Annotated in this window: 25 protein-coding genes; 11 read left to right on the top strand and 14 right to left on the bottom strand. The window is 69.0% G+C overall.

The window, feature by feature from the left end:
* Together MVF76_RS01255 and mutM are read right to left on the bottom strand one after the other, a co-directional pair.
* A partial coding sequence (locus MVF76_RS01255; RefSeq protein WP_297526916.1) for a leucine zipper domain-containing protein occupies window positions 1-99 on the bottom strand: 99 nt, incomplete at its 3' end.
* Between the two features lie 228 nt (window positions 100-327).
* Window positions 328-1,143: a bifunctional DNA-formamidopyrimidine glycosylase/DNA-(apurinic or apyrimidinic site) lyase gene (mutM, locus tag MVF76_RS01260; RefSeq protein ID WP_297526871.1), complete on the bottom strand. Its 816-nt coding sequence runs from the start codon at window positions 1,141-1,143 to the stop codon at window positions 328-330.
* A 102-nt stretch (window positions 1,144-1,245) separates the two neighbouring features.
* On the opposite strand from mutM, the gene MVF76_RS01265 reads away from it, so the two are divergent.
* Window positions 1,246-2,652, top strand: a complete 1,407-nt coding sequence (locus MVF76_RS01265; RefSeq protein ID WP_297526873.1) for a dihydrolipoyl dehydrogenase — start codon at window positions 1,246-1,248, stop codon at window positions 2,650-2,652.
* On the opposite strand, the gene MVF76_RS01270 is transcribed toward MVF76_RS01265, so the two are convergent.
* The 4 genes from MVF76_RS01270 to MVF76_RS01285 are packed head-to-tail and all read right to left on the bottom strand — an operon-like array spanning window position 2,594 to window position 6,601.
* Window positions 2,594-3,511, bottom strand: a complete 918-nt coding sequence (locus tag MVF76_RS01270) for a DUF4340 domain-containing protein (RefSeq protein ID WP_297526875.1) — start codon at window positions 3,509-3,511, stop codon at window positions 2,594-2,596. The genes MVF76_RS01265 and MVF76_RS01270 overlap by 59 nt on opposite strands.
* Window positions 3,512-3,521: 10 nt before the next feature.
* The gene (locus tag MVF76_RS01275) at window positions 3,522-4,895 is read right to left on the bottom strand and encodes a GldG family protein (RefSeq protein ID WP_297526877.1); all 1,374 of its coding nucleotides are present in this window, start codon (window positions 4,893-4,895) and stop codon (window positions 3,522-3,524) included.
* A gap of 9 nt (window positions 4,896-4,904) precedes the next feature.
* Window positions 4,905-5,657 (bottom strand): ABC transporter permease subunit, encoded by a 753-nt coding sequence (locus tag MVF76_RS01280; protein ID WP_297526879.1) that lies wholly within the window; start codon window positions 5,655-5,657, stop codon window positions 4,905-4,907.
* Window positions 5,657-6,601 (bottom strand): ABC transporter ATP-binding protein, encoded by a 945-nt coding sequence (locus MVF76_RS01285; protein WP_297526881.1) that lies wholly within the window; start codon window positions 6,599-6,601, stop codon window positions 5,657-5,659. The genes MVF76_RS01280 and MVF76_RS01285 overlap by 1 nt, the downstream gene beginning before the upstream one ends.
* A 56-nt stretch (window positions 6,602-6,657) precedes the next feature.
* On the opposite strand from MVF76_RS01285, the gene MVF76_RS01290 reads away from it, so the two are divergent.
* Window positions 6,658-7,764: a GGDEF domain-containing protein gene (locus MVF76_RS01290; RefSeq protein ID WP_297526884.1), complete on the top strand. Its 1,107-nt coding sequence runs from the start codon at window positions 6,658-6,660 to the stop codon at window positions 7,762-7,764.
* Complete coding sequence (locus MVF76_RS01295) at window positions 7,748-9,715, top strand: hydantoinase/oxoprolinase family protein (RefSeq protein WP_297526885.1); 1,968 nt, start codon at window positions 7,748-7,750, stop codon at window positions 9,713-9,715. Before MVF76_RS01290 ends, MVF76_RS01295 begins: the two co-directional genes overlap by 17 nt.
* 40 nt (window positions 9,716-9,755) lie before the next feature.
* Here the strand turns inward: MVF76_RS01295 and MVF76_RS01300 are convergent, their stop codons facing one another.
* A complete protein-coding gene (locus MVF76_RS01300; RefSeq protein WP_297526887.1) occupies window positions 9,756-10,970 on the bottom strand; it encodes an EAL and HDOD domain-containing protein in 1,215 nt (404 codons plus the stop codon).
* Window positions 10,971-11,151: 181 nt separating this feature from the next.
* On the opposite strand from MVF76_RS01300, the gene MVF76_RS01305 reads away from it, so the two are divergent.
* Window positions 11,152-12,351, top strand: a complete 1,200-nt coding sequence (locus MVF76_RS01305) for a DesA family fatty acid desaturase (RefSeq protein ID WP_317622910.1) — start codon at window positions 11,152-11,154, stop codon at window positions 12,349-12,351.
* 72 nt (window positions 12,352-12,423) lie between these two features.
* Here the strand turns inward: MVF76_RS01305 and rpmG are convergent, their stop codons facing one another.
* The 3 genes from rpmG to radC all read right to left on the bottom strand — a co-directional run bounded on the left by rpmG (window position 12,424) and on the right by radC (window position 13,619).
* Window positions 12,424-12,591 (bottom strand): 50S ribosomal protein L33, encoded by a 168-nt coding sequence (gene rpmG / locus MVF76_RS01310; RefSeq protein WP_297526888.1) that lies wholly within the window; start codon window positions 12,589-12,591, stop codon window positions 12,424-12,426.
* 13 nt (window positions 12,592-12,604) lie between these two features.
* Window positions 12,605-12,841, bottom strand: coding sequence for a 50S ribosomal protein L28 (gene rpmB / locus MVF76_RS01315; RefSeq protein WP_297526890.1), 237 nt, complete (start codon window positions 12,839-12,841; stop codon window positions 12,605-12,607).
* Between the two features lie 103 nt (window positions 12,842-12,944).
* Window positions 12,945-13,619, bottom strand: coding sequence for a RadC family protein (gene radC / locus MVF76_RS01320; protein ID WP_297526892.1), 675 nt, complete (start codon window positions 13,617-13,619; stop codon window positions 12,945-12,947).
* A gap of 91 nt (window positions 13,620-13,710) precedes the next feature.
* Between radC and coaBC the strand changes: the two genes are divergently transcribed.
* Genes coaBC through argB form a run of 4 tightly spaced genes read left to right on the top strand, consistent with a single transcriptional unit; the run spans window position 13,711 to window position 18,958 of the window.
* Window positions 13,711-14,961, top strand: coding sequence for a bifunctional phosphopantothenoylcysteine decarboxylase/phosphopantothenate--cysteine ligase CoaBC (gene coaBC, locus MVF76_RS01325; RefSeq protein ID WP_297526894.1), 1,251 nt, complete (start codon window positions 13,711-13,713; stop codon window positions 14,959-14,961).
* A complete protein-coding gene (gene dut, locus MVF76_RS01330; RefSeq protein WP_297526896.1) occupies window positions 14,939-15,397 on the top strand; it encodes a dUTP diphosphatase in 459 nt (152 codons plus the stop codon). The genes coaBC and dut overlap by 23 nt, the downstream gene beginning before the upstream one ends.
* Before the next feature lie 38 nt (window positions 15,398-15,435).
* The gene (locus tag MVF76_RS01335; RefSeq protein WP_297526898.1) at window positions 15,436-18,045 is read left to right on the top strand and encodes a phosphomannomutase/phosphoglucomutase; all 2,610 of its coding nucleotides are present in this window, start codon (window positions 15,436-15,438) and stop codon (window positions 18,043-18,045) included.
* A gap of 19 nt (window positions 18,046-18,064) precedes the next feature.
* The gene (gene argB, locus MVF76_RS01340; protein ID WP_297526900.1) at window positions 18,065-18,958 is read left to right on the top strand and encodes an acetylglutamate kinase; all 894 of its coding nucleotides are present in this window, start codon (window positions 18,065-18,067) and stop codon (window positions 18,956-18,958) included.
* 12 nt (window positions 18,959-18,970) lie between these two features.
* Here argB and MVF76_RS01345 read toward each other — a convergent pair whose 3' ends face one another.
* Window positions 18,971-19,615: a DUF4124 domain-containing protein gene (locus tag MVF76_RS01345; RefSeq protein ID WP_297526902.1), complete on the bottom strand. Its 645-nt coding sequence runs from the start codon at window positions 19,613-19,615 to the stop codon at window positions 18,971-18,973.
* Between the two features lie 208 nt (window positions 19,616-19,823).
* On the opposite strand from MVF76_RS01345, the gene MVF76_RS01350 reads away from it, so the two are divergent.
* Window positions 19,824-20,585: a sulfite exporter TauE/SafE family protein gene (locus MVF76_RS01350; protein WP_297526904.1), complete on the top strand. Its 762-nt coding sequence runs from the start codon at window positions 19,824-19,826 to the stop codon at window positions 20,583-20,585.
* Between the two features lie 138 nt (window positions 20,586-20,723).
* On the opposite strand, the gene pyrE is transcribed toward MVF76_RS01350, so the two are convergent.
* The gene (pyrE, locus tag MVF76_RS01355; protein WP_297526906.1) at window positions 20,724-21,377 is read right to left on the bottom strand and encodes an orotate phosphoribosyltransferase; all 654 of its coding nucleotides are present in this window, start codon (window positions 21,375-21,377) and stop codon (window positions 20,724-20,726) included.
* A gap of 63 nt (window positions 21,378-21,440) precedes the next feature.
* Between pyrE and MVF76_RS01360 the strand changes: the two genes are divergently transcribed.
* Window positions 21,441-22,244, top strand: coding sequence for an exodeoxyribonuclease III (locus MVF76_RS01360; protein ID WP_297526908.1), 804 nt, complete (start codon window positions 21,441-21,443; stop codon window positions 22,242-22,244).
* A gap of 17 nt (window positions 22,245-22,261) precedes the next feature.
* Here MVF76_RS01360 and MVF76_RS01365 read toward each other — a convergent pair whose 3' ends face one another.
* Window positions 22,262-23,062 (bottom strand): phosphate/phosphite/phosphonate ABC transporter substrate-binding protein, encoded by an 801-nt coding sequence (locus tag MVF76_RS01365; RefSeq protein WP_297526910.1) that lies wholly within the window; start codon window positions 23,060-23,062, stop codon window positions 22,262-22,264.
* A 35-nt stretch (window positions 23,063-23,097) separates the two neighbouring features.
* Here MVF76_RS01365 and MVF76_RS01370 point away from each other — a divergent pair, with 35 nt between their 5' ends.
* On the top strand, window positions 23,098-23,790 hold the full coding sequence (locus tag MVF76_RS01370) for a sulfite exporter TauE/SafE family protein (RefSeq protein ID WP_297526912.1): 693 nt from the start codon (window positions 23,098-23,100) through the stop codon (window positions 23,788-23,790).
* A 13-nt stretch (window positions 23,791-23,803) separates the two neighbouring features.
* Here the strand turns inward: MVF76_RS01370 and MVF76_RS01375 are convergent.
* On the bottom strand, window positions 23,804-24,092 hold a 289-nt coding region (locus MVF76_RS01375; RefSeq protein ID WP_297526914.1), incomplete at its 5' end, for an EAL domain-containing protein.

The raw sequence follows: 24,092 nt of genomic DNA on the forward strand, positions 1-24,092 counted from the left end.
TTGGGCGGCCTCGGCAGGTCGAAGTCCTTCTTCCAGTACGCGTTTCACCAGCAGGGCTCGACCGTGGACGGTTAATCGGGCATTTTTATGGCTGTTCATTCGGGGTCCTCGAAGCATTGGTTTGGGTTGCACCTCCAATTCTCCGGGTAAACCCCGAGTGAACAACCTACTGGAAGATCACAGCTAGCCCGCATGTTGTACCAGGGCCGCAGCAGGATGCGGGCGGGCGCAAGTTGTCCTCAGGGCCATGGGCAAGAACTCCGGTTCATTGCCCGCCAACACAACAGGTTGCCTGCCGCCCGTTTCCGCCCTGGTGCGATATGCGGGCTAGTGCTGGCAGCGCGGACAGTAGACGGTGCTGCGCTGGGCGATGCGGATCTCGCGCAGGGCGTGGCCGCAGCGCGGGCAGGGCTGGCCACCGCGGCCGTAGACCGCGAGTGTCTGGCGGAAATAGCCTGGTCGGCCATCGGAACCGACGAAGTCGCGCAGGCTGGTGCCGCCCTGGGCGATGGCCTCGGCCAGCACCTCGCGGATGGCCTGGGCAAGGCGGTCGCAACGGGTCCGGCCGATGCGCCCCGCGGCCCGCGCCGGGTGGATGCCGGCCCGGAACAGGGCCTCGTTGGCGTAGATGTTGCCCACCCCCACCACCACATGGCTGTCCATGATGAAGGCCTTGACCGGGGTCCGCCGCCCGCGTGAGCGGGCATGGAGCAGGGCGCCGTCGAACTCCGGCCCCAGTGGCTCCGGCCCGAGCCCGGCCAGCAGCCGGTGGCGGGCCGGGTCGCGCCGGGTCCAGAGCAGGGCGCCGAAGCGGCGGGGGTCGGTGAGTCGCAGGCAGCGCCCGTCCTCCAGCACCAGGTCCACATGGTCATGGGGGCCCGCCGGGGTGTCGGCCGGCAGGAGCCGCAGCGAGCCGGACATGCCCAGATGCAGGATGGCGGTGCCCGCCGGCGTGCGGATGAGCAGGTACTTGGCGCGGCGCTCGACCGCGGTCACCGGCTGGCCTGGCAGTTCGCGCTCCAGTGCCTTCGGGATGGCCCAGCGCAGCCGCCGCTGGCGGACGATCACTGACGTGATGTGTCGGCCGGCCAGGTGGGGCGCGATGCCGCGGCGGGTGGTTTCGACTTCGGGAAGTTCGGGCATGGTTATCCGGACGACCGGGGGCAATATGCGGGATAGGGGGTCAGAGGCGGCGGCTCCTGCTATCCTTGGCCGCCTTCACAGAAACACGCGATTGGAGCAGACATGGAACGAGAAGTCGATGTTGCCATCATCGGCGCGGGCAGCGCCGGGCTGACGGCCTGGTCGCAGGTGCGCCGCCGGACCGACAACTGGGTGCTCATCGACGGCGGTGAGCTGGGCACCACCTGCGCCCGGGTCGGCTGCATGCCGTCCAAGGCACTGATCCAGATCGCCGAGGACATGGCGCGCCGCGAGGTGCTGGCCAAGGAGGGCATCGAGGGCGGCGAGGCGCTGCGGGTGGACCGGGCGGCGGCCATGGAGCGGGTCGAGGACCTGCGCGACCTGTTCGTCGACCAGGTGCTGGCGACCAGCATCGACGAGCTTTCGCCGGAGCAGTTCATCGAGTCCCATGCCCGTTTTGTTTCGCCCACCGAGCTGGAGGTCGAGGGCGGGCGGGTGCGCGCCCGCCGCGTGATCATTGCCACCGGCTCGCGGCCGCTGGTGCCCGCGCCCTGGCAGGCCTTCGGCGACCGGGTGCTGACCACCGACGATTTCTTCGAGCTCGACGGCCTGCCCGACCGCATGGCGGTGATCGGCCTGGGCGTGATCGGCCTGGAGCTGGGCCAGGCGCTGGCGCGGCTCGGCATCGAGGTCACCGGTTTCGATCTGGCCGGGACCATCGGCGGGCTCACCGACCCGGTGGTGGCCGCCGAGGCGGCGGAGGTGATCGGCAAGGAGTTCCCGCTGCACCTGGGCCGGGCGGCCGAGGTGACCGAGGCCGGAGACGGCGCCCTGCGGGTGAGTAACGGCGAGGTCGAGGTCACGGTGGACAAGGTGCTGGTGGCCATCGGCCGCACGCCCAATGTCGAGTCCCTGGGCCTGGAGAACCTGGGTTGTGCGCTGGACGATCGCGGCATCCCGCTGTTCGATCCGCACACCCTGCAGGTGGGCGATCTGCCGGTGTTCATTGCCGGCGACGTCACCGGGACCCGGCCCATCCTGCACGAGGCCAACCACGAGGGCCGCATCGCGGGCTACAACGCCTGTGCCGAGCGGCCGCGGCGCTTTGCGCGCAAGACGCCCTTCACCATCGTGTTCTCCGATCCCAACATCGTCGAGGTGGGCGCATCGCTCGCCGAACTGGAGGGCGAGGACATCGTCATCGGCGAGGGCAGCTTCCGGCCGCTGGGCCGCGCCCTGATCATGGCCAAGAACAAGGGGCGGCTGCGGCTGTACCTGCGCCGGCGCGACGGACGCCTGCTCGGTGCCAACGTCTTCGCGCCCAAGGGCGAGCATCTCGGCCATTTGCTGGCCTGGTGTATCGAGCGCGGCAGCACCTTGCGCGAACTGCTGCAGATGCCCTTCTACCATCCCACGCTGGAGGAGGGGCTGCAGTCGGCGCTGAACAGCCTCAAGGCTGAGCTGGACCTGGGGGTGGACTATCCGCCGGAGCTGACGCCGCTGGACTGACGTCGCCGTCCCGGTCGGCGTGCTCCGGCTGCGGCAGTGTCAGCAGTTCGCCGGCCGTCGCCTCGCTGAGGCGGTACGCCAGGCCCAGCGCGGGGCGCAGCAGCGCCGTCCCCTCGTCGTCGCGGCGGATCAGGAAGCGGATGCCTTCGCCGCTTGCGGTACGCAGTTGTACGGCCTCGCCCGCGTCCGCCGTGTCCTCCACCGATCGCACCCAGAGTGCCCGTGCCTCCTCCCAGGCGGTCACGAACTGCTGGATGTCGTCGGCGGACAGTGCCGGTCGCGGCGGGTCGAGCTGCCAGTGGCCCTGCGCGTCGCGTTCCAGTCGCTGCCCCGGCAGGATGATGGCCGACAGCCGGGTGCCCGGCGGCAGCAGGCGGCGGCTGGCGAGCTGGGCGCGACTGGCCCGCAGCAGCGGGCCGTAGCGGTCGTCGATGAGATGGATGCGCTGCCCCACCTGCAGGTAGCGCAGGCCTTCCAGCGGTTCGGTGGCGCCGAAGCGGAAGGGCTGGCCGTCGAACTCGATGACCGCCACCGGCGGCTCCAGCCCCACGGCCTGCGTATCCAGGTCGCTCAGGTCATAGCTGCGCACGGCGACTTCCGCGAGCAGGCCGAGCAGGGTGTCGACCTGGAAGCGGTCCGCCGGCACGGGCGGGTCGCCCGCCAGCCGCCAGTGGTCGCCCTCGCGCTCGAGCACCCGTGTCTGGTCGTCGTGGCGGATGCGGATCTGCTGCACCTTCGCTGCATCCAGGGTGCTGATGCGCGTCGGCGGCGGCTGTTCCAGCCCCGGCCGCAGCCAGGCCAGCACGCCGAGCACGGCCACCACCAGCAGCAGGAACAGATTGAGACGGTTGCGACGCATGCCGGCCCTCTCAGCGCTTGCGCCGGCGCAGCCAGATCGCCAGCCCGGTCACCAGCAGCAGCGCAGGCAGCACGAACAGGAAGCCGATGCCGATCACGCCCTGCGCGGTGCGGCCCAGTTCCAGGGTCTGGTCCGGGGCGGAGCGGGCGCGGATGCTGATGAAGGCGTCCTCCCCGGCCAGCCAGTGCACGATGTTGAGCCCCAGGTCCAGGTTGCCGCCGTTGCCGAGGAAGGCATTGGACAGGAAGTCTCCGTCGCCGACGACCACCACCCGCTGGCTGCGCGGGCTGCCTTCGTCGGTACCCTCGGCGTCCAGGCTGCGGGTGAAGGCCAGGCCCAGGTCCAGCGGGCCGGGCCGCTCGTCGGTGTCGGGGTCGTAGCGCAGTTCGGGCGCGTCCAGCGGGCCGGTCTCGGTCCAGGTGCGGGGCAGGGTGGTGAGGAAGGACTCGGCCTGCCAGATGTCGCCGCGCTCGCTTTCCAGCGCGGCGGCATGCGGGAACAGGGTCAGGACATCGAGGTCGCGGGTGATGGCATGGGCCGGGTACTCCGGCACCAGCACGAAGTCGGGATTCTGGATGCCGAACAGCCGGGTGGTGGGGTCGACGATGACGCCCGGCAGGAACTGGATGCCGAGCAGGTCGGCGAGGTTGTCCAGTCCGTGGCTGTCGCCCGGTTCGGCCAGCCACAGCAGGTTGCCGCCCTGCTCGACGTAATGGCGGATGCGGCGGGCCTCCCCCGGCAACAGCGCGACCTGCGGCCCCGCGATCACCAGCACGCCGACGTTGTGCGGGATCTCCGGGGTCTGCGCCAGATTCAGGGTCTGCACCTTCAGGCCCTGGCCCTCCAGGGTGCGGCCGAATTCGCCCAGGTCGTGGTTGGCCTGGCCCTGCGGATCGCGCTCGCCATGGCCGGAGAGGAAGGCAATCCAGCGCTCGCCCTGGCGCGCCACCCGCATCAGCGCGTTGGTCAGTGCCTGCTCGCTCAGTTCCTGCACCCGTTCGCTGCGGCCCTGGTAGGCGACCCGCAGTTCGCCGTCGTGGGTGATGCCGAGTTCGCGCACCCGCTCGGGTTCGGCGTCCGGATTGACGAAATGCAGTTCGATGTCGGGTTTCTCGCGCCGGTAGCGGTCGACCAGGTCGCGGATCTGGGCGCGCAGGGTTTCGTTCTCGCGGGCGAAGGCGGTGATGATCACCGACCCCTCCAGCCGCGCCAGCAGCCGCGCGCTTTCCTGTGACAGGCTGTTGCGGGCATTGGCGGTCCAGTCGGCCTGGATGACGTACTGGTTGGACAGCCAGGCGGCGAGCCCGACCGCGGCCAGCAGCAGCAGGGTGGTCAGGTAGCGCTGCAGGCGCAGGGTGCGGCGGGTGCGCGGGTTGACGTCCATGGCGGATCCTCAGTGCGGCAGCCGCTGCGCATCGAGGCGCTGCACGGTGAGTGCCAGGAAGGTGACGACGAACAGCAGGTAGTAGGCCACGTCGGCGCTGTCGAACAGGCCCTTCAACAGCGATTCGTAGTGGCGCAGGATCGACAGCCAGGCCAGCAGCTCGCTGGCCTGGGCGCCGGTGTTGCCGGCCCAGTCGATGATCCACAGCAACAGCAGCAGGCCGAAACTGCTGATCGCGGCGATGGTCGGCTGTTCGGTGAGGCTGGACATGAACAGGCCGGCGGCGGTGAAGGCCGCCACCAGCAGCACCAGACCCAGCAGGCCCGAGGCCAGCTTGCCCCAGTCCAGCGTGGTGCCCACTGCCAGTGACAGCGGCATCAGCGTGACCAGGCCGACCAGGATCAGGAAGAAGCCAAGCAGGCCGAGATACTTGCCGAGCACGATCTCGCTCATCGAGACGGGTGCGGAGAACAGCAGGGTGAGGGTACGGGTACGGCGTTCCTCGGCCAGGCTGCGCATGGTGATGAGCGGCGCGACCAGCAGCAGCACCACGGCGGTATTGCCGAACAGGGGCGCGACCACGATGTCGGTCACGCCCGGGGCGCCATCCACGGCGGCCAGCCGCGGCGCCAGCATGAGAAAGGTGTCGATCTGCACCAGGAACAGGTAGGCGAGCAGGAAGGTCACCACGGCCAGGACCGACCAGGCCAGCGGCGACAGGAACAGGCTGCGCAGTTCACGTCCGGCCAGGGTGAGGATCATCAGGCGGCCTCCCCGGCGGCGAGATCCTGGGTGGTGAGTTCGACGAAGATCTGCTCGAGGGTGCGGCGCTCCGGAATCAGCGCCTCCAGCCCCCAGCGGCGCACGACCGCGGTTTCGGCAATGGCCGGTGCCGGGTTCTCGCCCTCGAAGCGCAGGCGGAAGCGGTGATCGTCGAGGCATTCCACGTTGGTGATTCCGGGCAGCCCCGCCAGTTCGTCGATGGCAGGCGGGTTGTGCAGGCCCAGGATGAGCTGGCGCGCGTGCAGGTGGCTCTCCAGTCCGCTCATGGTGTCGGCGAACACCAGCCGCCCCTGGTGGATGATCTGCACCCGGTTGCAGGTGCCCTGCACCTCGGGAAGGATGTGGGTGGAAAGGATGATGCCGTGGTCCTCGCCCAGTTCGCGGATCAGGGTTCGGATCTCCCGGATCTGGATGGGGTCCAGGCCGACCGTGGGTTCGTCGAGAATCACCACGGCCGGGTTGTGCAGGATGGCCTGGGCGATGCCCACCCGCTGCTGGTAACCCTTCGACAGGTTGCCGATCAGGCGCCGGCCGACCGCACCGAGTCCGCAGCGGTCCTTGGCGCGCGCCACGGCCTCGGCGGTGCGGCGGCGCGGCACGCGGTTGAGCCGGGCGCAGAAGCCCAGGTATTCGTCCACCGTGAGTTCGCGGTACAACGGCGGCTGTTCGGGCAGGTAGCCCAACGACTGCCTGGCCGGACGGGGTTCGTCCAGCAGGTCGTGGCCGGCGATCTCGACCCGCCCGGCGCTGGGGGCCAGGTTGCCGGTGAGCATCTGCATGGTGCTGGACTTGCCGGCACCGTTGGGTCCGAGAAAGCCCAGCACGTCGCCCTTGGCCAGTTCGAAGCTGACATCGTGCACCGCGCAGTGGGGACCATAGTAACGGTACAGGTGTTGCGCCCGGATCAGGATTTCCTTGTCCATATGCATTATGCTCTGTCGCAGACGCAGCTTGCGTGGCCCTATTCTAAACCAAGCGCATGCCGGAAAAAGCCCCTCCCCCGGTCCCACGGACCCGCTACTGCGAGACCTTCGGTTTCGACCGGCACTGGCGCGAGACGCGCCTGCGCCTTCTTGGTCTGTCCGCCGACGATCATGTGCTGGGCGAGATGTTGCAGACGCGCGTGCTCCATGCCCATGCGGCGCGCATTGTCGAGCGTTTCTACGATCACCTCCTTTCCCAGGGCGAGACCCGCGCGCTACTCAACGGTTTCGACCTCGAGCGGCTCAAGCACACCCAGACCGGCTACCTGCGCAGCTTCGGTGTTCGTTTCGACGAGCTGGATTATTTCGAGGAACGCATGCGAGTCGGACTGGTCCATGCATGGGTGCAGGTGCCCCTGTCGGTCTATGTGGCCGCCCACGCCTTTCTGGTACGGCACATGCTGGAGCAGGTCGAGGCCCATGTGGCCGATCGGGCGCTTTGCCACCGGCTGTCTGAGTTCGTGATCAAGGTTGCGGCGCTGGACGTGGGGCTGGCCGGCGAGATGTATCACCAGGCGCAGGTGCGCGAGCTGGAGGGTTCGCTGGAAGCGCTCATGGAAAGCCAGCAGCGGCTGCAGCGGCGTGCCGCCACCGACGAGCTCACCGGCATGCTGAACCGGGGCGCACTGTTCGAGGCGCTGCGACAGGCCATGGACAGCGCTCGCCGCAAGGGCCAGCCACTGGCGCTGATCATGGCCGACCTGGATCACTTCAAGGCGGTGAACGACAGCTATGGCCACCGGGTCGGTGACCGGGTGCTGCGCGACGTCGGCCAGCGCATCAAGTCCGGCCTGCGCGGGTTCGATGTCGTCGGGCGTTATGGCGGCGAGGAATTCATGGCCATCCTCTCGGGCACGCCCCTGGAGACGGCTGCCCTGATCGCCGAGCGTGTCCGCCGCCGGGTAGGGGAGGCGCCGCTGAACCTTGCCGGCCTGAAGCTGAATGTTACCCTCAGCCAGGGCGTGGCCGAGCTGCACGCGGACGATACCCCGGAGCGTTTCATCGAGCGCGCCGACCAGACCCTGTACCGTGCCAAGGCCGAAGGGCGTAACTGTGTGCGGCTGGAGACCGAGCTCGGCGACGACCATGCTGCTGGGCGTTGATACCGGAGGCACCTTCACCGACTTCGTGCTCTACGCAGACGGCGCGTTGCGGGTGCACAAGGTGCTGTCGACGCCCGAGGCGCCGGAGCAGGCGATTCTGACCGGCATCCGCGCGCTGGGGCTGGACCCGGCGCGGCTGTCGGTGGTGCACGGCTCCACGGTGGCGACCAATGCCGTGCTCGAACGCAAGGGCGTGTCCACCGCCTACGTCACCAACCGCGGCCTGGCCGACCTGCTCAGCCTCGGGCGTCAGACCCGTCCCGACCTTTACGATCTGGAACCCGCCCTGCCGCCTCCGCCGGTGCCGCCCGGGCTCTGCCACGAGACCGGTGGCCGGCTGGATGCAAGCGGCGAGACGGTCGAGGTGCTGACCGGGACCGACCTCGATGCCCTCTGTGCGTGGCTGGATACGGTGCGGCCGCGGGCGGTGGCGGTCAATCTGCTGTTCAGCTATGTCGACGACCGCTTCGAGCAGGCGATTGCCGAGCGGCTGGCCGGCCGCGACGACCTGTTCGTGTCGGCGGGCTCGTCGGTGCTGCCCGAGTACGGCGAGTACGAGCGCGGCATGGCGGCCTTTCTCAACGCCTACGTGGGGCCGCTGGTGCAGGGCTATCTGGACCGGCTGGCCGGGGCGCTGGCACCGGCGCCGGTGGCGGTGATGCAGAGTTCCGGGGAGACGGTGGCGGCCGATCAGGCCGGGCGGCATGCCGTGAACCTGCTGCTGTCGGGGCCGGCCGGCGGCCTGCAGGGCGCGCGTCATGTGGCCGGGCTGGGCGGCTGCGAGCGCCTGCTGAGTTTCGACATGGGCGGCACCTCCACCGACGTGGCGCTGCTCGACGGCGGCGTGCGCCTGACCCGCGACGGACAGATCGGCGGCTGGCCGGTGGCCGTGCCCATGGTGGACATGCACACCATCGGCGCCGGCGGCGGCTCCATTGCGCGGGTCGATGCCGGTGGCCTGCTGCAGGTGGGACCGGAGTCGGCGGGGGCCGATCCGGGACCGGCCTGCTATGGCCGGGGCGGCATGACGGCGACGGTCACCGATGCCAACCTGGTGCTGGGGCGGCTGCGGCCCGACGCCTTTCTCGGCGGCGACATGCCGCTGGATGTCGCCGCCGCCGAGCGGGCCGTCGACACCGTCGCCGCCGCTCTGGGCATGGACCGCGTGGACGCGGCGCTGGGCATCGTCAGCCTTGCCAACGAGCACATGGCCCGGGCCCTGCGGGTGATCTCGGTCCAGCGCGGGCTGGACCCGCGGGACTTCACGCTGGTGTCCTTCGGTGGCGCGGGTGGCCTGCACGTGTGCGCGCTGGCCGAGGCCCTGCACATGCACCGCGCGCTGGTGCCGGTCCATGCCGGGGTGTTGTCGGCCCTGGGCATGCTGGCCGCGCCCCGCGGCCGGCAGCGTTCGCGCACCCTGGCGCAGCCGCTGGACGAGATTGCGGTCGCGGAGGTCGAAGCGGCCTTCGCGGAACTGGCCGGGCAGGCCCGCGCCGAACTCGAGGCCGAAGGCGTGGCGGCCGCCGACATCCGCGAACAGCGTTCGGTGGACCTGCGCTACCGTGGCCAGTCATACAGCCTCAACCTGCCGTGGAGCGGACTCGAGGAGCTGGCCGAGGCTTTCCATGAACTGCATGCACAACGCTACGGCCACCGGCTGGAGGCGCCGGTGGAGCTGGTCAATGTCCGTCTGGGTCTGCAGGGGCCGGTGCCGGCGCTGCCGCTGGCCGGGCCGGCTGGTGGTGCGCCGACCGGCGACAGGGTCGTCCGCCTGCCGGACACGGGGGTGGAAGCGCGGGTGCTGGAACGCGCGGCGCTGGGGGTCGGCACCCGCATCAGCGGACCGGCGCTGATCGTCGAGCGGGTGTCGACCACCTTCCTGGCCCCTGGCTGGGCGGCGACGGTCGATGCCGTGGGCAATCTGCAACTGCAGCGGGTCGAGCCCGCATAGCCCGAATATTGAACCAGGGGTTGCGGATGATGGCCCGGTCTCAGTTGCCGCCGACGGCGAGGGCGCGGGTCACTTCGTCAGCCCAGCGGGCGGCCTCGAGGTAGGTCTCGGTGATCTCGGCGGGCGGCAGCTTGCCACAGCGCACCTGCGCCCACTCGGCCCGCTCGTAGGCCAGCACGCAGTCGAGGGCCGCGCCGTAGGGGCCCTGGCGTTCCAGCAGGGCGCGGCGTACGTCCTCGGACAGGGGCAGTGCCTCCAGTACCGATTCCAGGGGGGCTTCCAGCAGGGCCTCCAGGGCCGAGAACAGGCCGACCGTGAAGTAGGTGTCGGCGTGCGGCTGGCCGGTGCGCTCGGCGAGCAGCTGGCACATGCGCGCGCGCAGCATGGCGGTCGTCATCAGCTCGTGGGGCCTGTCCTCGACGCCGGCGAACACCAGCAGCGTGGCCCAGGTCTTGATGGCCTGGTTGCCCAGATAGATCACCGCCTGACGGATGGACTCCACCGTCTTGGGCAGGGCGAAGAAGGCGGAGTTGATGTAGCGCAACAGCTTGTAGGACAGGCCGACGTCCTGGCCGATCAGGGTTTCCAATTCGGCCGCGCCCACCTCCGGGTCCTGCAGTCGCGCCAGCAGCCGTACCGTGGCCAGGCCGTTGGGCGGGATCTCGCGGCCCTGGATGATATTGGGGCGGGACAGGAAGTAGCCCTGGAAATAGTCGAAGCCCAGCGCCTTGCACTGCTCGAACTCGTCCCGGGTCTCGATCTTTTCCGCCAGCAGCCGGGCGGGGTAGCCGCGCAGGGCCGCGACGTGTTCCTCGAGCTGGCCGTCCTCCAGCGCCATCAGGTCGATCTTGATCAGGTCGGCGAGCTCGACCAGGGGCCGGAGGCGTTCGTGGAAGAGGAAGTCGTCGAGCGCGATCAGGAAGCCCTCCTGTCTCAGGCGCCCGACCGCCGCGAGCACCTCGTCGTCGGGTTCGATGTCTTCCAGTATCTCCAGCACGACCCGGTCACGGGGGAAATTGAGCGGCCAGTCGCTGACCAGAAAATCGCGGGTGAGGTTGAGAAAGGCGCGGCGCGGCCCCACTATCTCGTCAAGGCCCAGCTCGATGAAGGTGTTGGCGATCACGCGCGAAGTGGCCTGGTCGCCGTCGATCTCCCCCGCCGCATTGGTCTCGCCGGCACGGAACAGCAGCTCGTAGGCATAGACCTCCAGATCCCGGTCGAAGATCGGCTGACGTCCCAGGTAGATGTTTTGCATGGGGAAACTGGCTCCGGCCGGTACACCCGGTCTCTGCGGGGACTATCGGCCGGCAGCGGCGTGTGCTGAAGCCGCGGCGACCGACAATTCTTTACTGCATCCCGGCGCAAAGCAGCCGATAATAGGGGTGCAAGACGTGGCCCCCTTCGGGGCCGGATCCATTACCAGCAGGTGTTCCTTCATGTTCGATTCCATCCTTGATTTCCTGTCCCACGGGTTCCTTCCGCTGCCCTGGTGGGGTTACGTACTGGTGGCGCTGGGCCTGACCCATGTGACCATCGCCGCGGTGACCATCTATCTGCACCGCCATCAGGCGCACCGGGCGCTGAAGCTCAGCCCGGTGGTCGCACACTTCTTCCGCTTCTGGCTGTGGCTGACCACCGGCATGGTCACCGCCGAGTGGGTGGCCATCCACCGCAAGCATCATGCGAAGTGCGAGACCGAGGATGACCCGCACAGCCCGGTCATCAAGGGCATACATACCGTACTCTGGCGCGGCGCGGAACTCTACCGTGACGAGGCCGGCAATGCCGAGACCCTGCGCCGCTTCAGCCAGGGCACGCCCGACGACTGGCTGGAGAACCACCTCTATCGCCGGCATCCGACCCTTGGCATCGCCCTCATGCTGGGGCTGGACCTGGCCCTGTTCGGGGTCGCCGGTCTGGCGATCTGGGCGGTGCAGATGGTCTGGATCCCCTTCTGGGCCGCGGGCGTCATCAATGGTCTCGGCCACTGGTGGGGCTATCGCAACTTCGAGAGCCCGGACTGCGCCACCAACATCTCGCCCTGGGGCATCCTCATCGGCGGCGAGGAATTGCACAACAACCACCACGCCTTTCCGGGCTCGGCGCGACTGTCGAGCAAGTGGTGGGAGTTCGATATCGGCTGGTTCTACATCCGGGTTCTGGAGATCCTGGGGCTGGCGCGGGTGGACAAGGTCGCGCGGGCGCCGGTGCTGGATGCCAGTCGTACCGAGGTCGACGGCGATACCCTGCGTGCCCTGATCCGCCACCGCCTGCATGTGATGGCCGGCTACGCCCGCGAGGTGATGCTGCCGGTGTTGCGCGAGGAATGGCAGTGTGCCGGCGGTCGCTGCCGGCAGAGTTTCCGCCAGGCCCGGCGCCTGCTGCTGCGCGATCCCGGCCGGGTCGATGGCGAGGGCGAGGGCATGCTGGCGCGTCTGCTGGCGCGCCATGAGCGAATCAAGACCGTCTACAGCTTCCGCCAGCGCCTGACCGAGCTGTGGACCAGTCACGGCCGGTCGCAGGAAGAGCTGCTGGCCGCGCTGAAGGACTGGTGCCGGCAGGCCGAGGCCACCGGGATCCGCGCCCTGGCCGAGTTCGCCCGGCGCCTGCCGGCCTACCGGGCGCAACCGGCCTGAGCCGAAGGCCGGCCAACCAAACAAAAACCCGGCCTTGGCCGGGTTTTTGTTTGCCTGTATCGAAAGCCGGGGTTACTTGATCTTGGCTTCCTTGTAGATCACGTGCTTGCGCACCACCGGATCGTACTTGCGCATCTGCATCTTGTCCGGCGTGTTGCGCTTGTTCTTGGTGGTGGTGTAGAAGTGACCGGTTCCGGCACTCGACACCAGCTTGATCTTTTCGCGTACTGCCTTGGCCATGGCTGTTCTCCCGTCAGACCTTTTCGCCACGGGCGCGCAGGTCGGCGAGGACCGCGTCGATGCCCTTCTTGTCGATGATGCGCATGCCCTTGCCGGAGACACGCAGCCGAACCCAGCGCTGCTCGCTCTCCACCCAGAACCGGTGGGTGTGCAGATTGGGCAGGAAGCGACGCTTGGTCTTGTTGTTGGCGTGGGAAACGTTGTTGCCGGAGATCGGCCGCTTCCCGGTGACCTGACAGACTTTCGACATGGCTTGAATCCTTGGTTCTGGGCCGGGTCCGGAAGAAAGAGCCGCGCATTATGTCAGAAGGCGCCGGGGCAGGCAAGGGCGCCCGGACCGGCGGCCGGCAGCCCTACAGCAGCCCCCGCTCGGCGAAGGAAACCGTCTCCCCGTCACCGATAACTATATGATCCAGCAGCCGGATGTTGACCAGCCCCAGGGCCTCGCGCAGGCGCTCGGTGATGGCCCGGTCGGCGGCGCTGGGCTCGGCCACGCCCGAGGGGTGGTTGTGGGCGAGAATGACGGCGGCGGCATGGCGGTCCAGCGCCAGCCGCACCACCTCGCGCGGGTGTACCTGGGCGCGGTCCAGGGTGCCGCGGAACAGCTCCTCGTAGTGCAGCACCCGGTGCCGGTTGTCGAGCAGCAGGCAGGCAAAGACCTCGACGGGATAGTCGCGCATGCGCGCGCTGAGATAGCGGCGGGTATCGTCGGGGTTGGCCAGGGCATCGCCGCGGTCGAGGCGCTCGCGCAGGTGGCGGCGGCCGATCTCCAGCGCCGCCTGCAGCTGCACGTACTTGGCCAGGCCGAGACCCTGGCCGGCGCAGAAGCGTTCCGGCGGCAGGTCCAGCAGGGCGCGCAGGCTGCCATGCTCGCGCAACAGGTCGCGCGCCAGGTCGAGCGCGCTGCGGCCCGGCACGCCGGTGCGCAGGAAGATGGCCAGCAGTTCGCTGTCGGAAAGGGCGTCTGCGCCCTGGCGCAACAGCTTTTCGCGCGGCCGGTCGGCTTCCGGCCACTGGTGGATGGGCATCCCCGTCGACCTCCCTGTCGTGGTTGCGGGGCGCAGTTTACCGAAAACGCCGGCGAACGCCAGGCCCTTGATCTCTGGTACACTTCCGGGCATGACCACGCTCACTGCCAAGCGCATCCTGGTCGGTGTCTCGGGTGGCATCGCCGCCTACAAGAGCGCCGAGCTGGTGCGCCTGTTGCGCGCCGCCGGGGCCGAGGTGCGGGTGGTGATGACGCCGGCCGCGACCCGCTTCATCACCCCACTGACGCTGCAGGCCCTGTCCGGTCACCCGGTTCGCGTGGAGTTGTTCGATGCCGGGGCCGAGGCCGGAATGGACCACATCCACCTGGCGCGCTGGGCCGATGCGGTGCTGGTGGCGCCGGCCAGTGCCGATCTGCTGGCGCGGCTGGCCGCGGGCCGGGCCGACGACCTGCTGACCACCCTGTGCCTGGCCACCCGCGCTCCCCTGCTGGTGGCCCCGGCCATGAACAGCGCCATGTGGGCACACCCCGCGACCCGGGACAATGTCGCGCGGCTGGCCGCGCGGGGCGTGACCCTGATCGGGCCTGCCGAGGGCGAGCAGGCCTGTGGCGAGACGGGGCCGGGGCGGCTGGTCGAGCCGCCGCAACTGGTGGCCGCGGTCGCCGGGCGGTTCCGGGCCGGGCTGCTGGACGGGGTGCGGGCGCTGATCACCGCCGGGCCGACCCGCGAGCCGGTGGACCCGGTGCGTTTCCTGACCAACCGCAGCTCCGGCAAGATGGGCTATGCGGTGGCGGCGGCACTGGCCGAAGCGGGTGCCTCGGTCACCCTGGTCAGTGGGCCGGTGGCGCTGGAGGTCCCCGACCGGGTGCGGTGCATCCGGGTCGAGCGGGCCGCGGAGATGGCCGAGGCGGTGCGGGCGCGGCTGGCGGAGATCGACCTGTTCGTGGCGGCGGCGGCGGTGGCCGACTACCGCCCGGCCGAGACGGCCCCGCACAAGCTCAAGAAACGGGCGGAGAGGATGGCGCTGCCGCTGGTGCGCACGCCCGACATCCTGGCCGAGGTCGCGGCTTCGACGCGGCCGCCGTTCACCGTCGGCTTCGCCGCCGAAACCGAGGACCTGGAACGGCATGCACGCGCCAAGCGCATGCTCAAGGGGGTGGACATGCTGGCCGCCAACCGGGTAGGCGCCGGCGAGGGTTTCGAGGTCGACGACAACGCGCTGCTGGTGGTCTGGGAAGGGGGGCAGGCCTGGCTGCCGCGCGCGCCCAAGCCGCAGTTGGCGCGTCGGCTGGTGCGGCTGATCGCGGAACGCTACAGGGAACGCAGGGAGGGGGCGCCGGGTACGCCCGCATCGACAGGTGATGAGAAAGATACAGCTTAGGATACTCGACGAGCGTCTGGGGCGAGAGTTTCCGCTGCCGGATTATGCCACCGAGGGCGCCGCGGGCATGGATCTGCGTGCCTGCATCGACGACACCCTCGAACTGGCGCCGGGGGAGACGCACCTGATCCCCACCGGCATCGCCATCCACATGGCCGACCCGGAGCTGGCTGCGGTGTTGCTGCCGCGCTCCGGGCTGGGCCACAAGCACGGCATCGTGCTCGGCAATCTGGTCGGCCTGATCGACTCGGATTACCAGGGCCAGGTGTTCGTGTCCTGCTGGAACCGGGGCAGTGAGTCCTTTACCATCGAACCGGGCGAGCGCATCGCGCAGATGGTCTTCGTGCCGGTGGTGCGGGCCGCCTTCGAGCGAGTCGACAGTTTCACCGACAGCGAACGCGGCGCCGGCGGTTTCGGTCACACTGGCCGCGCCTGAGCCGCGCGGAGTCAATCACAACAGGGAAAACGGGCAACGTGGGGATCAAGCTGCCGAAACTCTCCCGCCGCACGGCGAAGACCGCCGAGCCGGCACCCGCCAACGACGACACCACCGGCGAAGATCTGAGCGAGGACCTCGGCCGGGCCCGCTACGGCCTGGCGAGGCTGGGCCTGTTCATTGCACTCATGGGCGTGGTCGGCATCCTGGCCACCGGCTTCTTCTTCCAGCAGCAGGCGGCATCGACCGTGGCCGAGGCGCGCCGGCACGAGATCCGGATCACGGCCGAGAACCTGGCCGACCGCATCGGCGCCCTGTTCGCGGCCCATGCCGAGAAGATGGAGCTGCTGGCGCGTGACCCGGTCATCATCGAGCTGGCCAGCCGCCGCGATCCGAAGCTGATCGCTACCAAGGAGGCCGAACTCGGCTATCTGTTCCCGGAGGCGGTGCGGGTGCGCATCCTGCCGCCGGGACTGGACGAGGTGGACATGAGCACCTCGCCGCCGCTCAGTTATGCCGCGCTCGACATGCTGCGCCAGGCCGAGACCCGCGAGGCGCCGCCACCGGCCGAGGTGCACCTGTTCGGTACGCCGCAGCAGCACATCAACATGGTGCGACGCATCCTCAACACCAGCGGCCGGCGTATCGTCGGTCATCTGATGGTGAGTTTCCCGCTGCCCCTGCTGCAGGACGCCATGAATGCACCCAGGCTGGCGCAGGGCTATGGCGAGATCTGGCAGCTTTCCAGCAAGGGCGCGCCGCTGACGCTGGCCACCCGCGGCGACCGCGGGCTCCGGCAGGGTCCGCCCAGCGTGCGCGAGAAGATTCCCGGCACCCGCTGGGAGGTGGCCTACTGGGCGATGCCCGGCGGTCTGGGCGAATCCCTCACGGGCGTGGTGATCGTCGGTGGTTCGGCCTCGGTGGTGTATGTGTTGCTGCTGTACCTGTTGCTGCGCTGGTTCGGCCGGGTGTTGCGCGACGACCAGGTGCTGCTGCTGGGCGCAGTGCGCGACGGCATGGCCGGGCGGCTCGCGGAGCGCTACGAGATCCAGCTCCGGGAATGCGTGCCGGCCCTGGCCGGCATCCGCCGCCTGTTCGGTGGCGGCCCGGCGATCGGTGGCGGCGCCATCGAGCGCGCGGTGAACCGTGCCGCCGCCGATCAGGCAGCGGCTGCCCCGGTTGCCGCCGCGGCGCCGGCCGCGGACGACGGGGTACTGGCGGCGCCGGTGCTCGATCCGGACTTCGATCCCGCCGCCGCTGGCGACAAGGTGACGCTGGATCCCGCCATCTTCCGTGCCTACGACATCCGCGGCCTGGTCGACCGGAACCTGTCGCCCGCCGTGGTCTACCAGATCGGCCGGGCCATCGGCAGCGAGGCCCAGGCACGCGGCGAGTCCACCCTGGTGGTGGGGCGGGACGGCCGCCAGTCCAGCCCGGATCTGGCCGCCGCGCTGATTCGCGGCCTGCGCGCCAGCGGCGTCAGCGTGAAGGATATCGGCGAGGTGCCCACGCCGGTGCTGTACTTTGCCGCCGAATACCTGGATACCCGCTCCGGCGTGATGGTGACCGGCAGTCACAATCCGCCGGAGTACAACGGACTCAAGATCGTGCTCGCCGGCGAGACGCTGTCCGGCGAGGCCATTCAGGGCCTGCGCGAGCGCATCGAACGCGATGATCTCGCCTCCGGCAGCGGCGAGCTGGAAGCGGTGGAGGTGGTCGGTGACTACATCGAGCGCATTCGCGGCGACGTGCAGGTGGTGCGGCCGCTGAAGGTGGTGGTGGACTGCGGCAACGGTGTCGCCGGCGCGGTCGCCCCACGGCTGTTCGAGGCGTTGGGCTGCGAGGTGGTGCCCTTGTTCTGTGACGTGGACGGTCGCTTCCCCAACCATCACCCGGACCCCAGCCGCACCGAGAACCTGGCAGCGCTCATCCAGGCCGTACGCGAGCAGGGCGCGGACATCGGCATCGCCCTCGACGGCGACGGCGACCGCATCGGCGTGGTGGCCTCGGAAGGCGAGATCATCTGGCCCGATCGCCTGCTGATGCTGTATGCGATGGATCTGCTGGGCCGCAATCCCGGCGCCGAGATCATCTACGACGTCAAGAGTTCGCGCCATCTGGCCCGGATCATCCGCGACTTCGGCGGCATTCCCGAGATGTGGAAGACGGGGCATTCCTTCATCAAGGCACGGATGAAGGAAACCGGTGCCCTGCTGGCCGGCGAGATGAGCGGTCACATCTTCTTCGCCGAGCGCTGGTTCGGTTTCGATGACGGCCTCTATGCCGCGGCGCGGCTGTTCGAGATCCTGGCTGGCGATCACCGGTCCTCGAGCCAGGTGTTCGGCGCCCTGCCCGATGCCGTGAGTACGCCCGAGCTGACCATTCCGCTGGCCGAGGGTCAGCCGCAGGCGCTGATGGAGCGCATGATGGCCGAGCATGCGCGCTTCCTCTCCGATGGCGAGATCACCACCATCGACGGCATCCGCGCCGACTTCCCCGAGGGTTGGGGACTGGTGCGTGCATCCAATACCACGCCGTCGCTGGTGCTGCGCTTCGAGGCCGACGACGAGGCGGCGCTGGCGCGCATCCAGGGCCGTTTCCGCGCGCAGCTGCACGCGGTCGATCCGAACCTGGACCTGCCCTTCTGAACCTGCCGGAATCCGCAGCATGACACTGAACGCTGACCAGGCCCGCGACGTCGCCCGCGTACTGACCGAGGCGATGCCCTACATCCAGCGCTTCCGCGGCAAGACCGTGGTGATCAAGTACGGTGGCAACGCCATGGTCGACGAGGCCCTCAAGCAGGGCTTCGCGCGCGACGTGGTGCTGATGAAACTGGTCGGCATCCACCCGGTGGTCGTCCACGGCGGCGGGCCGCAGATCGGCCGGCTGCTGGAGCGCATCGGCAAGGAGAGCGAGTTCATCGAGGGCATGCGGGTGACCGATGCCGAGACCATGGATGTGGTGGAGATGGTGCTGGGCGGTCTGGTCAACAAGGAGATCGTCAACCTCATCAACCGTCACGGCGGCTGCGCGGTGGGTCTCACCGGCAAGGACGGCGACCTCATCCGCGCCCGCAAGCTCACCCTGTCACGCAGTTCGCCGGAGGTCGAGGCGCCTGAGATCATCGACCTCGGTCATGTCGGCGAGGTCGCCAGCATCGATACCTCGGTGGTGAACATGCTGGTGTCGGGCAACTTCATCCCGGTGATCGCGCCCATCGGGGTCGGCGAGGACGGGCGCTCCTACAACATCAATGCGGACCTGGTCGCCGGCAAGGTGGCCGAGGTGCTCGGGGCCGAGAAGCTCATCCTGCTCACCAACACCGCCGGGTTGCTGGACAAGTCCGGGCAGTTGCTGACGGGGCTGGACAGTGCGCGGGTCGATGCGCTGATCGCCGACGGCACCATCCACGGCGGCATGCTGCCCAAGATCCGCTGCGCGCTGGATGCGGTGAAGGCGGGCGTGAACGCGGCGCATATCATCGATGGCCGCGTCGTGCATGCAGTGCTGGTGGAGCTCTTCACCGACGAGGGTGTCGGTACCCTGATCCGCGCCTGACGGGTCGCCGCCTCAGCGCCGCCGGACGGCCTCCTCGGGCGGCTTTTCCTGGGCGGCCTTGAGTTCGCGGAAGCGACGGATGTCGGCCTCGAACTGCTTGCGGATGGCCTCCTGCTCGCGGCGCTTGGCGTCGATATAGTCCTTGTAGCGCTGGATCTGGGCCTTGGCGGCGACAATATCGTCCTGCAGCCTGGCCGGGATGGGCCTGCCGGCGCGTTCCAGTTCTGCGGCCTCCCGGGTGTAGTGGGCGAGGCTCTCCTCCAGGCTCTCGATGCGGCCCCGGGTCACCTTGATCACGGCGTCGATGGCGGCGATCTTGCCGTCGCGCGTCATCACCATGTCGTCCTCGGTGGTGAAGGTGGCCAGCAGCATGCGGTCGTGCGCGGCCGCCTCGGCGCGGCGCTTCTCCTCTTCCCGACGTTGCGCCTCCAGGCGTTTTTCCTCGGCGATCTGCTCCGGGGTCTTGGCGGCCTCCAGCGTCTTCACCTCCACGCCCTGCTCATTGAGCACCTTGCGTTCCTGTTTCGCATATTCGGGCGGGACCTTGTCGCCGTAGTGCACCTTGCCGTTTTCGTCCACCCACTTGTACAGGCGGCCGGCATCGGCAGGCATCGCCAGGGCGAGCGCCAGCGCGGCCAGCAGGAAGTGGGCGGTCACAAACCGTGCTTCGCAAGACCGGGCTGCAATCCGGTTCATTGCCTGCCGGCACACCAAGTTACCTGCCGTCCACTTCCGCCTTGGTGCAATATGCGGGCTAGATCGATTCATGAAAAACTACCCTGTATCATCACTGCGGTCGGCTCGAATCCTAGCACTGCGGGCCGGGTTTCTCAGCCGACCTTCGCGGATTCCGGAGTGTCCATCCTTGTCGGGCTCGGAACACCTCATCCTGTTTCTGGTTTCCCTGGTGGCCAACCTGTTTTCCGCCTTCTCGGGCGGCGGGGCAGGCCTCATCCAGTTGCCGGTGCTCATCTTCCTGGGGCTGCCCTTCGCGGTGGCGCTGGCCACCCACAAGGTAGCCAGTGTTGCCTTGGGTATCGGCGCCACGCTGAGGCACTTGAGGGAGGACAGCCTGGAGCGCGGCCTGGCCCTGTTCATTCTCGCCTGTGGCGTGCCGGGCGTGGTACTGGGCGCCCAGGTGATCCTGCAGGTGCCCGACCGCGCCGCCCAGGTCGCACTGGGCCTGCTGACCATGGGCCTGGGCCTGTACTCCGCCTTCAATCCGGGCCTGGGGCTGGTGGCCGAGCCGCGTCACCGGGATCCGGCCGGCCGCTTCGCGGGTGGCCTGGGCCTGTTCGGCATCGGCGTGCTCAACGGTTCGCTGACCTCGGGTACCGGGCTGTTCGTGACCCTCTGGCTGGTGCGCTGGTTCGGGCTCGACTACCGGCGGGCAGTGGCCTATACCCTGGTGCTGGTGGGCGTGTTCTGGAACGGCAGCGGTGCCCTCACCCTCGGCCTGCTCGGTGACATCCGCTGGAGCTGGCTGCCGGCACTGCTGGCCGGCTCGCTGCTCGGCGGCTATCTCGGTGCCCATCTCGCCATCGCCCGCGGCAACCGCTGGATCAAGCGGGGCTTCGAGATCATCACATTGCTGGTGGGGGCGAAGCTGGTGCTCGGGAATCTGTGACCGCCGGCAACGCGTGTCGGGGAATGGCCACGGTATCCACTGCATCCGCGGAAGGTTTCCGTTGTGCGCTTGTTCCGTTTGCCAAGGTGACCCTGCAGGATCTCTCCCGTCAGCCGGGTGCCTGTTGAAACCCGCGGTTCAGGCCGCCGGCTCGATGCCGTAGCGTTCGCGGTAGGCGCGGATGGCGGGCAGGTGTCCGGCCAGTTCTGGGCTGTCGCCGATGAAGTCGATCAGCTGCGCCAGGCCGACGATGCTGATCACCGGGATGCCGGCATCCTGCTCGATTTCCTGAATGGCGGAGCGTTCGCCCTGGCCGCGTTCCTGGCGGTCCAGCGAGATCACCACCCCGGCCGGCTCGGCGCCCGCGGCGCGGATGATGTCCAGCGATTCGCGGATGGCGGTGCCGGCGGTGATGACGTCGTCGACGATCAGCACCCGTCCCGCCAGTGGCGCGCCGACCAGATTGCCGCCCTCGCCGTGCTGCTTGGCCTCCTTGCGGTTGAAGCACCAGGGCAGGTCGCGGTCATGGGCATCGGCCAGGGCAATGGCGGCGGCGGTGGCCAGCGGGATGCCCTTGTAGGCCGGTCCGAACAGCAGGTCGAAGTCGATGCCCGACTGCACGATGGCCTCGGCATAGAAACGGCCCAGCCGGGCCAGGCGCTGGCCGGTGTTGAACAGCCCGGCATTGAAGAAATAGGGGCTGACACGGCCGGACTTGAGGGTGAATTCGCCAAAGCGCAGCACGCCGGTGTCGAGGGCGAAGCGGATGAACTCGCGCTGGTAGTCCTGCATGGGAGAACAACTCCGTGGGCTGCAATTCCGCTATCATACACGTCCGCCCCCGGAGAAGGCATCATGCGCGTCATCACCTTCAATGCCAACGGCATTCGTTCTGCCGCCCGCAAGGGCTTCTATACCTGGCTGGCGCGGCAGCGCGCCGATTTCGTCTGCATCCAGGAGACCAAGGCGCAGGAATCCCAGCTCGGCGAGGCCATGTACTGTCCCCGGCCCTTCCACTGCTACTACCACGATGCGGAACGCAAGGGCTACAGCGGTGTCGCGCTGTACAGCCGCTGCAAGCCGGACAAGGTGGTCATGGGCCTGGACTGGCCCGAGTTCGATGCCGAGGGGCGGTGGATCGAGGTGCAGGTCGGTCGTCTCAGCGTGGTGTCGCTCTACCTGCCCTCGGGTTCCTCCGGCGCGCATCGCCAGGCGGTAAAGTTCCGCGTCATGGAGCGGTTGATGGAACACCTGCGCAGGCTGCGCCGCCGGCGCCGTGAATACATCATCTGTGGCGACTGGAACATCGCCCACAAGGAGATAGACCTCAAGAACTGGCGCGGCAACCGGAAGAACTCGGGCTTCCTGCCCGAGGAACGGGCCTGGATGGACGAGCTGTTCGGGCCTGCGGGCTTCGTCGATGCCTTTCGCGTGGTGGACCCGCGCCCGGAGCAGTACACCTGGTGGTCGAACCGCGGCCGGGCGCGGGAAAAGAATGTCGGCTGGCGCATCGACTACCAGGTGATCACCCCGGGGCTGCGCGACCGGGTGCTGCGGGCCCGTATCTACAAGGATCGCTTCTTTTCCGATCACGCCCCGCTGATCATGGACTACGACTGGCCCACCAGCCCGCATGTTGCACCCGGGCTAGACGGATAGGCGCGATGGCCCCGGGTTCAGAAACGATGCGGATTGAATCGGCGCAGCGGCTCGAACGCCTCGCGCCGGGCCGGGACGAAGTCCGGCAGGCGGATGCGCCGGAGCAGTGCGCGGCCGCGGTCGGATGCCGACAGGTCCAGCAGCGCCGGGCGGATGCGCGCGCGCAGCTCCGCAGGCAGGTCCCTTGCCACCAGCAGGGCAAGCCCCGGGTAGGCATCGCTGTGCGCCAGTTCGCGCAGGCCATCCTCGCGCACGGCCTTCGGCACCAGGTAGCTGCCGATGATGACCGCATCGGCGTCGCCTTCGAGCAGGGCGGCATAGGCACCGTTGTGGGAAGGATAGCTGCGAAAGCGGGGGGGCGGTTCGATATCCGCAAACAGGGCGCGCCCAAGGGCGGGAATGAGGGCGTCGGCCGGGGCATGGGCCAGGATGCGCCCGGACAGATCGCCGAGGTCCCGTGCCGGGTCGTCGTTGCGCACCATGACATGGGCGGCAAGCGGCCGCGCCGGTTTCGCGACCAGTTCGTAATGGCCGCTGTCGAGCGCGGCCGGTACCAGATGCGGCGCGGTCAGTACCAGGTCATAGGCGCGCTGGCGTGTGCGCCGGTCGAAGCGCTCGAGATCGGGCGCCGTTTCCATGAACACGGGGCGGCCGGTGGCTCTGGCCAGATGGTCGCGCAAGGGCGCGAAGCGCTGGAACAGGGTCACCGTGGTCATGAAGGGCAGGATGCCGAACACCAGCTCGCTGTCGTCGGCCGGTTGCGCGCAGGCCGGCAGGGACATCAGCAGGAGCAACAGGGCGAGCAGTCGGTCCTTCATATCGTTGCCCCCTTGTCTGCACGAACGGTATCCCGATGCTGACCGGGACAGGGCTGATGGCGGCCTTTCTGGTCGGCCTGCTGGGCGCGGTGCACTGCGCCGGCATGTGCGGCGGGGTGGTCTCGGCGCTGGGCCTGTCGCTGCCGCCGGCGGCGCGGCAGCGCCCCGGGCTGCTGCTGCGCTACCAGCTCGGCTACAACCTTGGCCGGATTGCCAGCTATACCCTGATGGGGGCGCTGGCGGGCGGCCTGGGCGCCTTTGCCGCCAACCTGGCGGCGGTACGCCATGCCCAGCTGGTGCTGGCGGTGGTCGCGGCCCTGTTCATGCTGGCGTTGGGCTTGTATCTGGGCGGCTGGTGGGCAGGGCTGACACGGCTGGAGCGGCTGGGTGGCCTGCTGTGGCGGCGCATCGAGCCCCTGGGCCGGCGGCTGATGCCGCCGCGCAGCCCGCTCCATGCGATCCCCCTGGGCGCGGTCTGGGGCTGGCTGCCCTGTGGGCTGGTGTATTCGGTGCTGATCTGGTCGCTGTCCGCCGGCAGCGCCCTGCGCGGCGCCGGGCTGATGCTGGCCTTCGGCCTGGGCACGCTGCCGGCACTGCTGCTGATGGGCGTGGCCGCTGCCCGGCTCGCCGCCTTCACCCGGCGCACCCTGGTGCGGCGAGTGGCCGGGGCACTGGTGTTCGGCTTTGGCCTGGCCGGCCTGTGGCGGGCGTGGCTGGCAGTGGCCTGATGCAAAGGTCATGCTACTCGGGCTCCCGTTCCCGACCTGCGTTGGCCGGCTGGTGGGGCAGGGTGGCTGTGGGCCGGCCCAGATGGTGTCCCTGGCCGAACGGCACGCCGAGCGCGCGCAGTTCGTCGACGATGGCGGCGTTCTCCACGAATTCCGCAATACAGGCGATGCCCAAGCCGCGGGCCAGGTCGGCCATGCTGCGGACGAAGACGCGGCTGGCATCGTCCTCGTGCAGGCTGCGCACGAAGCTGCCGTCGATCTTGATGAAGTCGACGGTGAGATGCTTGAGGTAGTGCAGCGAG

The organism is Thiohalobacter sp. (assembly GCF_027000115.1).
GTDB lineage: Bacteria > Pseudomonadota > Gammaproteobacteria > Thiohalobacterales > Thiohalobacteraceae > JALTON01.

Excerpts from the sequence above, each read along its gene's own strand:
- mutM (WP_297526871.1), bottom strand. The coding sequence starts at position 1,143 with ATGCCCGAACTTCCCGAAGTCGAAACCACCCGCCGCGGCATCGCGCCC.
- MVF76_RS01265 (WP_297526873.1), top strand. The coding sequence starts at position 1,246 with ATGGAACGAGAAGTCGATGTTGCCATCATCGGCGCGGGCAGCGCCGGG.
- MVF76_RS01270 (WP_297526875.1), bottom strand. The coding sequence starts at position 3,511 with ATGCGTCGCAACCGTCTCAATCTGTTCCTGCTGCTGGTGGTGGCCGTG.
- MVF76_RS01275 (WP_297526877.1), bottom strand. The coding sequence starts at position 4,895 with ATGGACGTCAACCCGCGCACCCGCCGCACCCTGCGCCTGCAGCGCTAC.
- MVF76_RS01280 (WP_297526879.1), bottom strand. The coding sequence starts at position 5,657 with ATGATCCTCACCCTGGCCGGACGTGAACTGCGCAGCCTGTTCCTGTCG.
- MVF76_RS01285 (WP_297526881.1), bottom strand. The coding sequence starts at position 6,601 with ATGGACAAGGAAATCCTGATCCGGGCGCAACACCTGTACCGTTACTAT.
- MVF76_RS01290 (WP_297526884.1), top strand. The coding sequence starts at position 6,658 with ATGCCGGAAAAAGCCCCTCCCCCGGTCCCACGGACCCGCTACTGCGAG.
- MVF76_RS01295 (WP_297526885.1), top strand. The coding sequence starts at position 7,748 with ATGCTGCTGGGCGTTGATACCGGAGGCACCTTCACCGACTTCGTGCTC.
- MVF76_RS01300 (WP_297526887.1), bottom strand. The coding sequence starts at position 10,970 with ATGCAAAACATCTACCTGGGACGTCAGCCGATCTTCGACCGGGATCTG.
- MVF76_RS01305 (WP_317622910.1), top strand. The coding sequence starts at position 11,152 with ATGTTCGATTCCATCCTTGATTTCCTGTCCCACGGGTTCCTTCCGCTG.
- rpmG (WP_297526888.1), bottom strand. The coding sequence starts at position 12,591 with ATGGCCAAGGCAGTACGCGAAAAGATCAAGCTGGTGTCGAGTGCCGGA.
- rpmB (WP_297526890.1), bottom strand. The coding sequence starts at position 12,841 with ATGTCGAAAGTCTGTCAGGTCACCGGGAAGCGGCCGATCTCCGGCAAC.
- radC (WP_297526892.1), bottom strand. The coding sequence starts at position 13,619 with ATGCCCATCCACCAGTGGCCGGAAGCCGACCGGCCGCGCGAAAAGCTG.
- coaBC (WP_297526894.1), top strand. The coding sequence starts at position 13,711 with ATGACCACGCTCACTGCCAAGCGCATCCTGGTCGGTGTCTCGGGTGGC.
- argB (WP_297526900.1), top strand. The coding sequence starts at position 18,065 with ATGACACTGAACGCTGACCAGGCCCGCGACGTCGCCCGCGTACTGACC.
- pyrE (WP_297526906.1), bottom strand. The coding sequence starts at position 21,377 with ATGCAGGACTACCAGCGCGAGTTCATCCGCTTCGCCCTCGACACCGGC.
- MVF76_RS01360 (WP_297526908.1), top strand. The coding sequence starts at position 21,441 with ATGCGCGTCATCACCTTCAATGCCAACGGCATTCGTTCTGCCGCCCGC.
- MVF76_RS01365 (WP_297526910.1), bottom strand. The coding sequence starts at position 23,062 with ATGAAGGACCGACTGCTCGCCCTGTTGCTCCTGCTGATGTCCCTGCCG.
- MVF76_RS01370 (WP_297526912.1), top strand. The coding sequence starts at position 23,098 with ATGCTGACCGGGACAGGGCTGATGGCGGCCTTTCTGGTCGGCCTGCTG.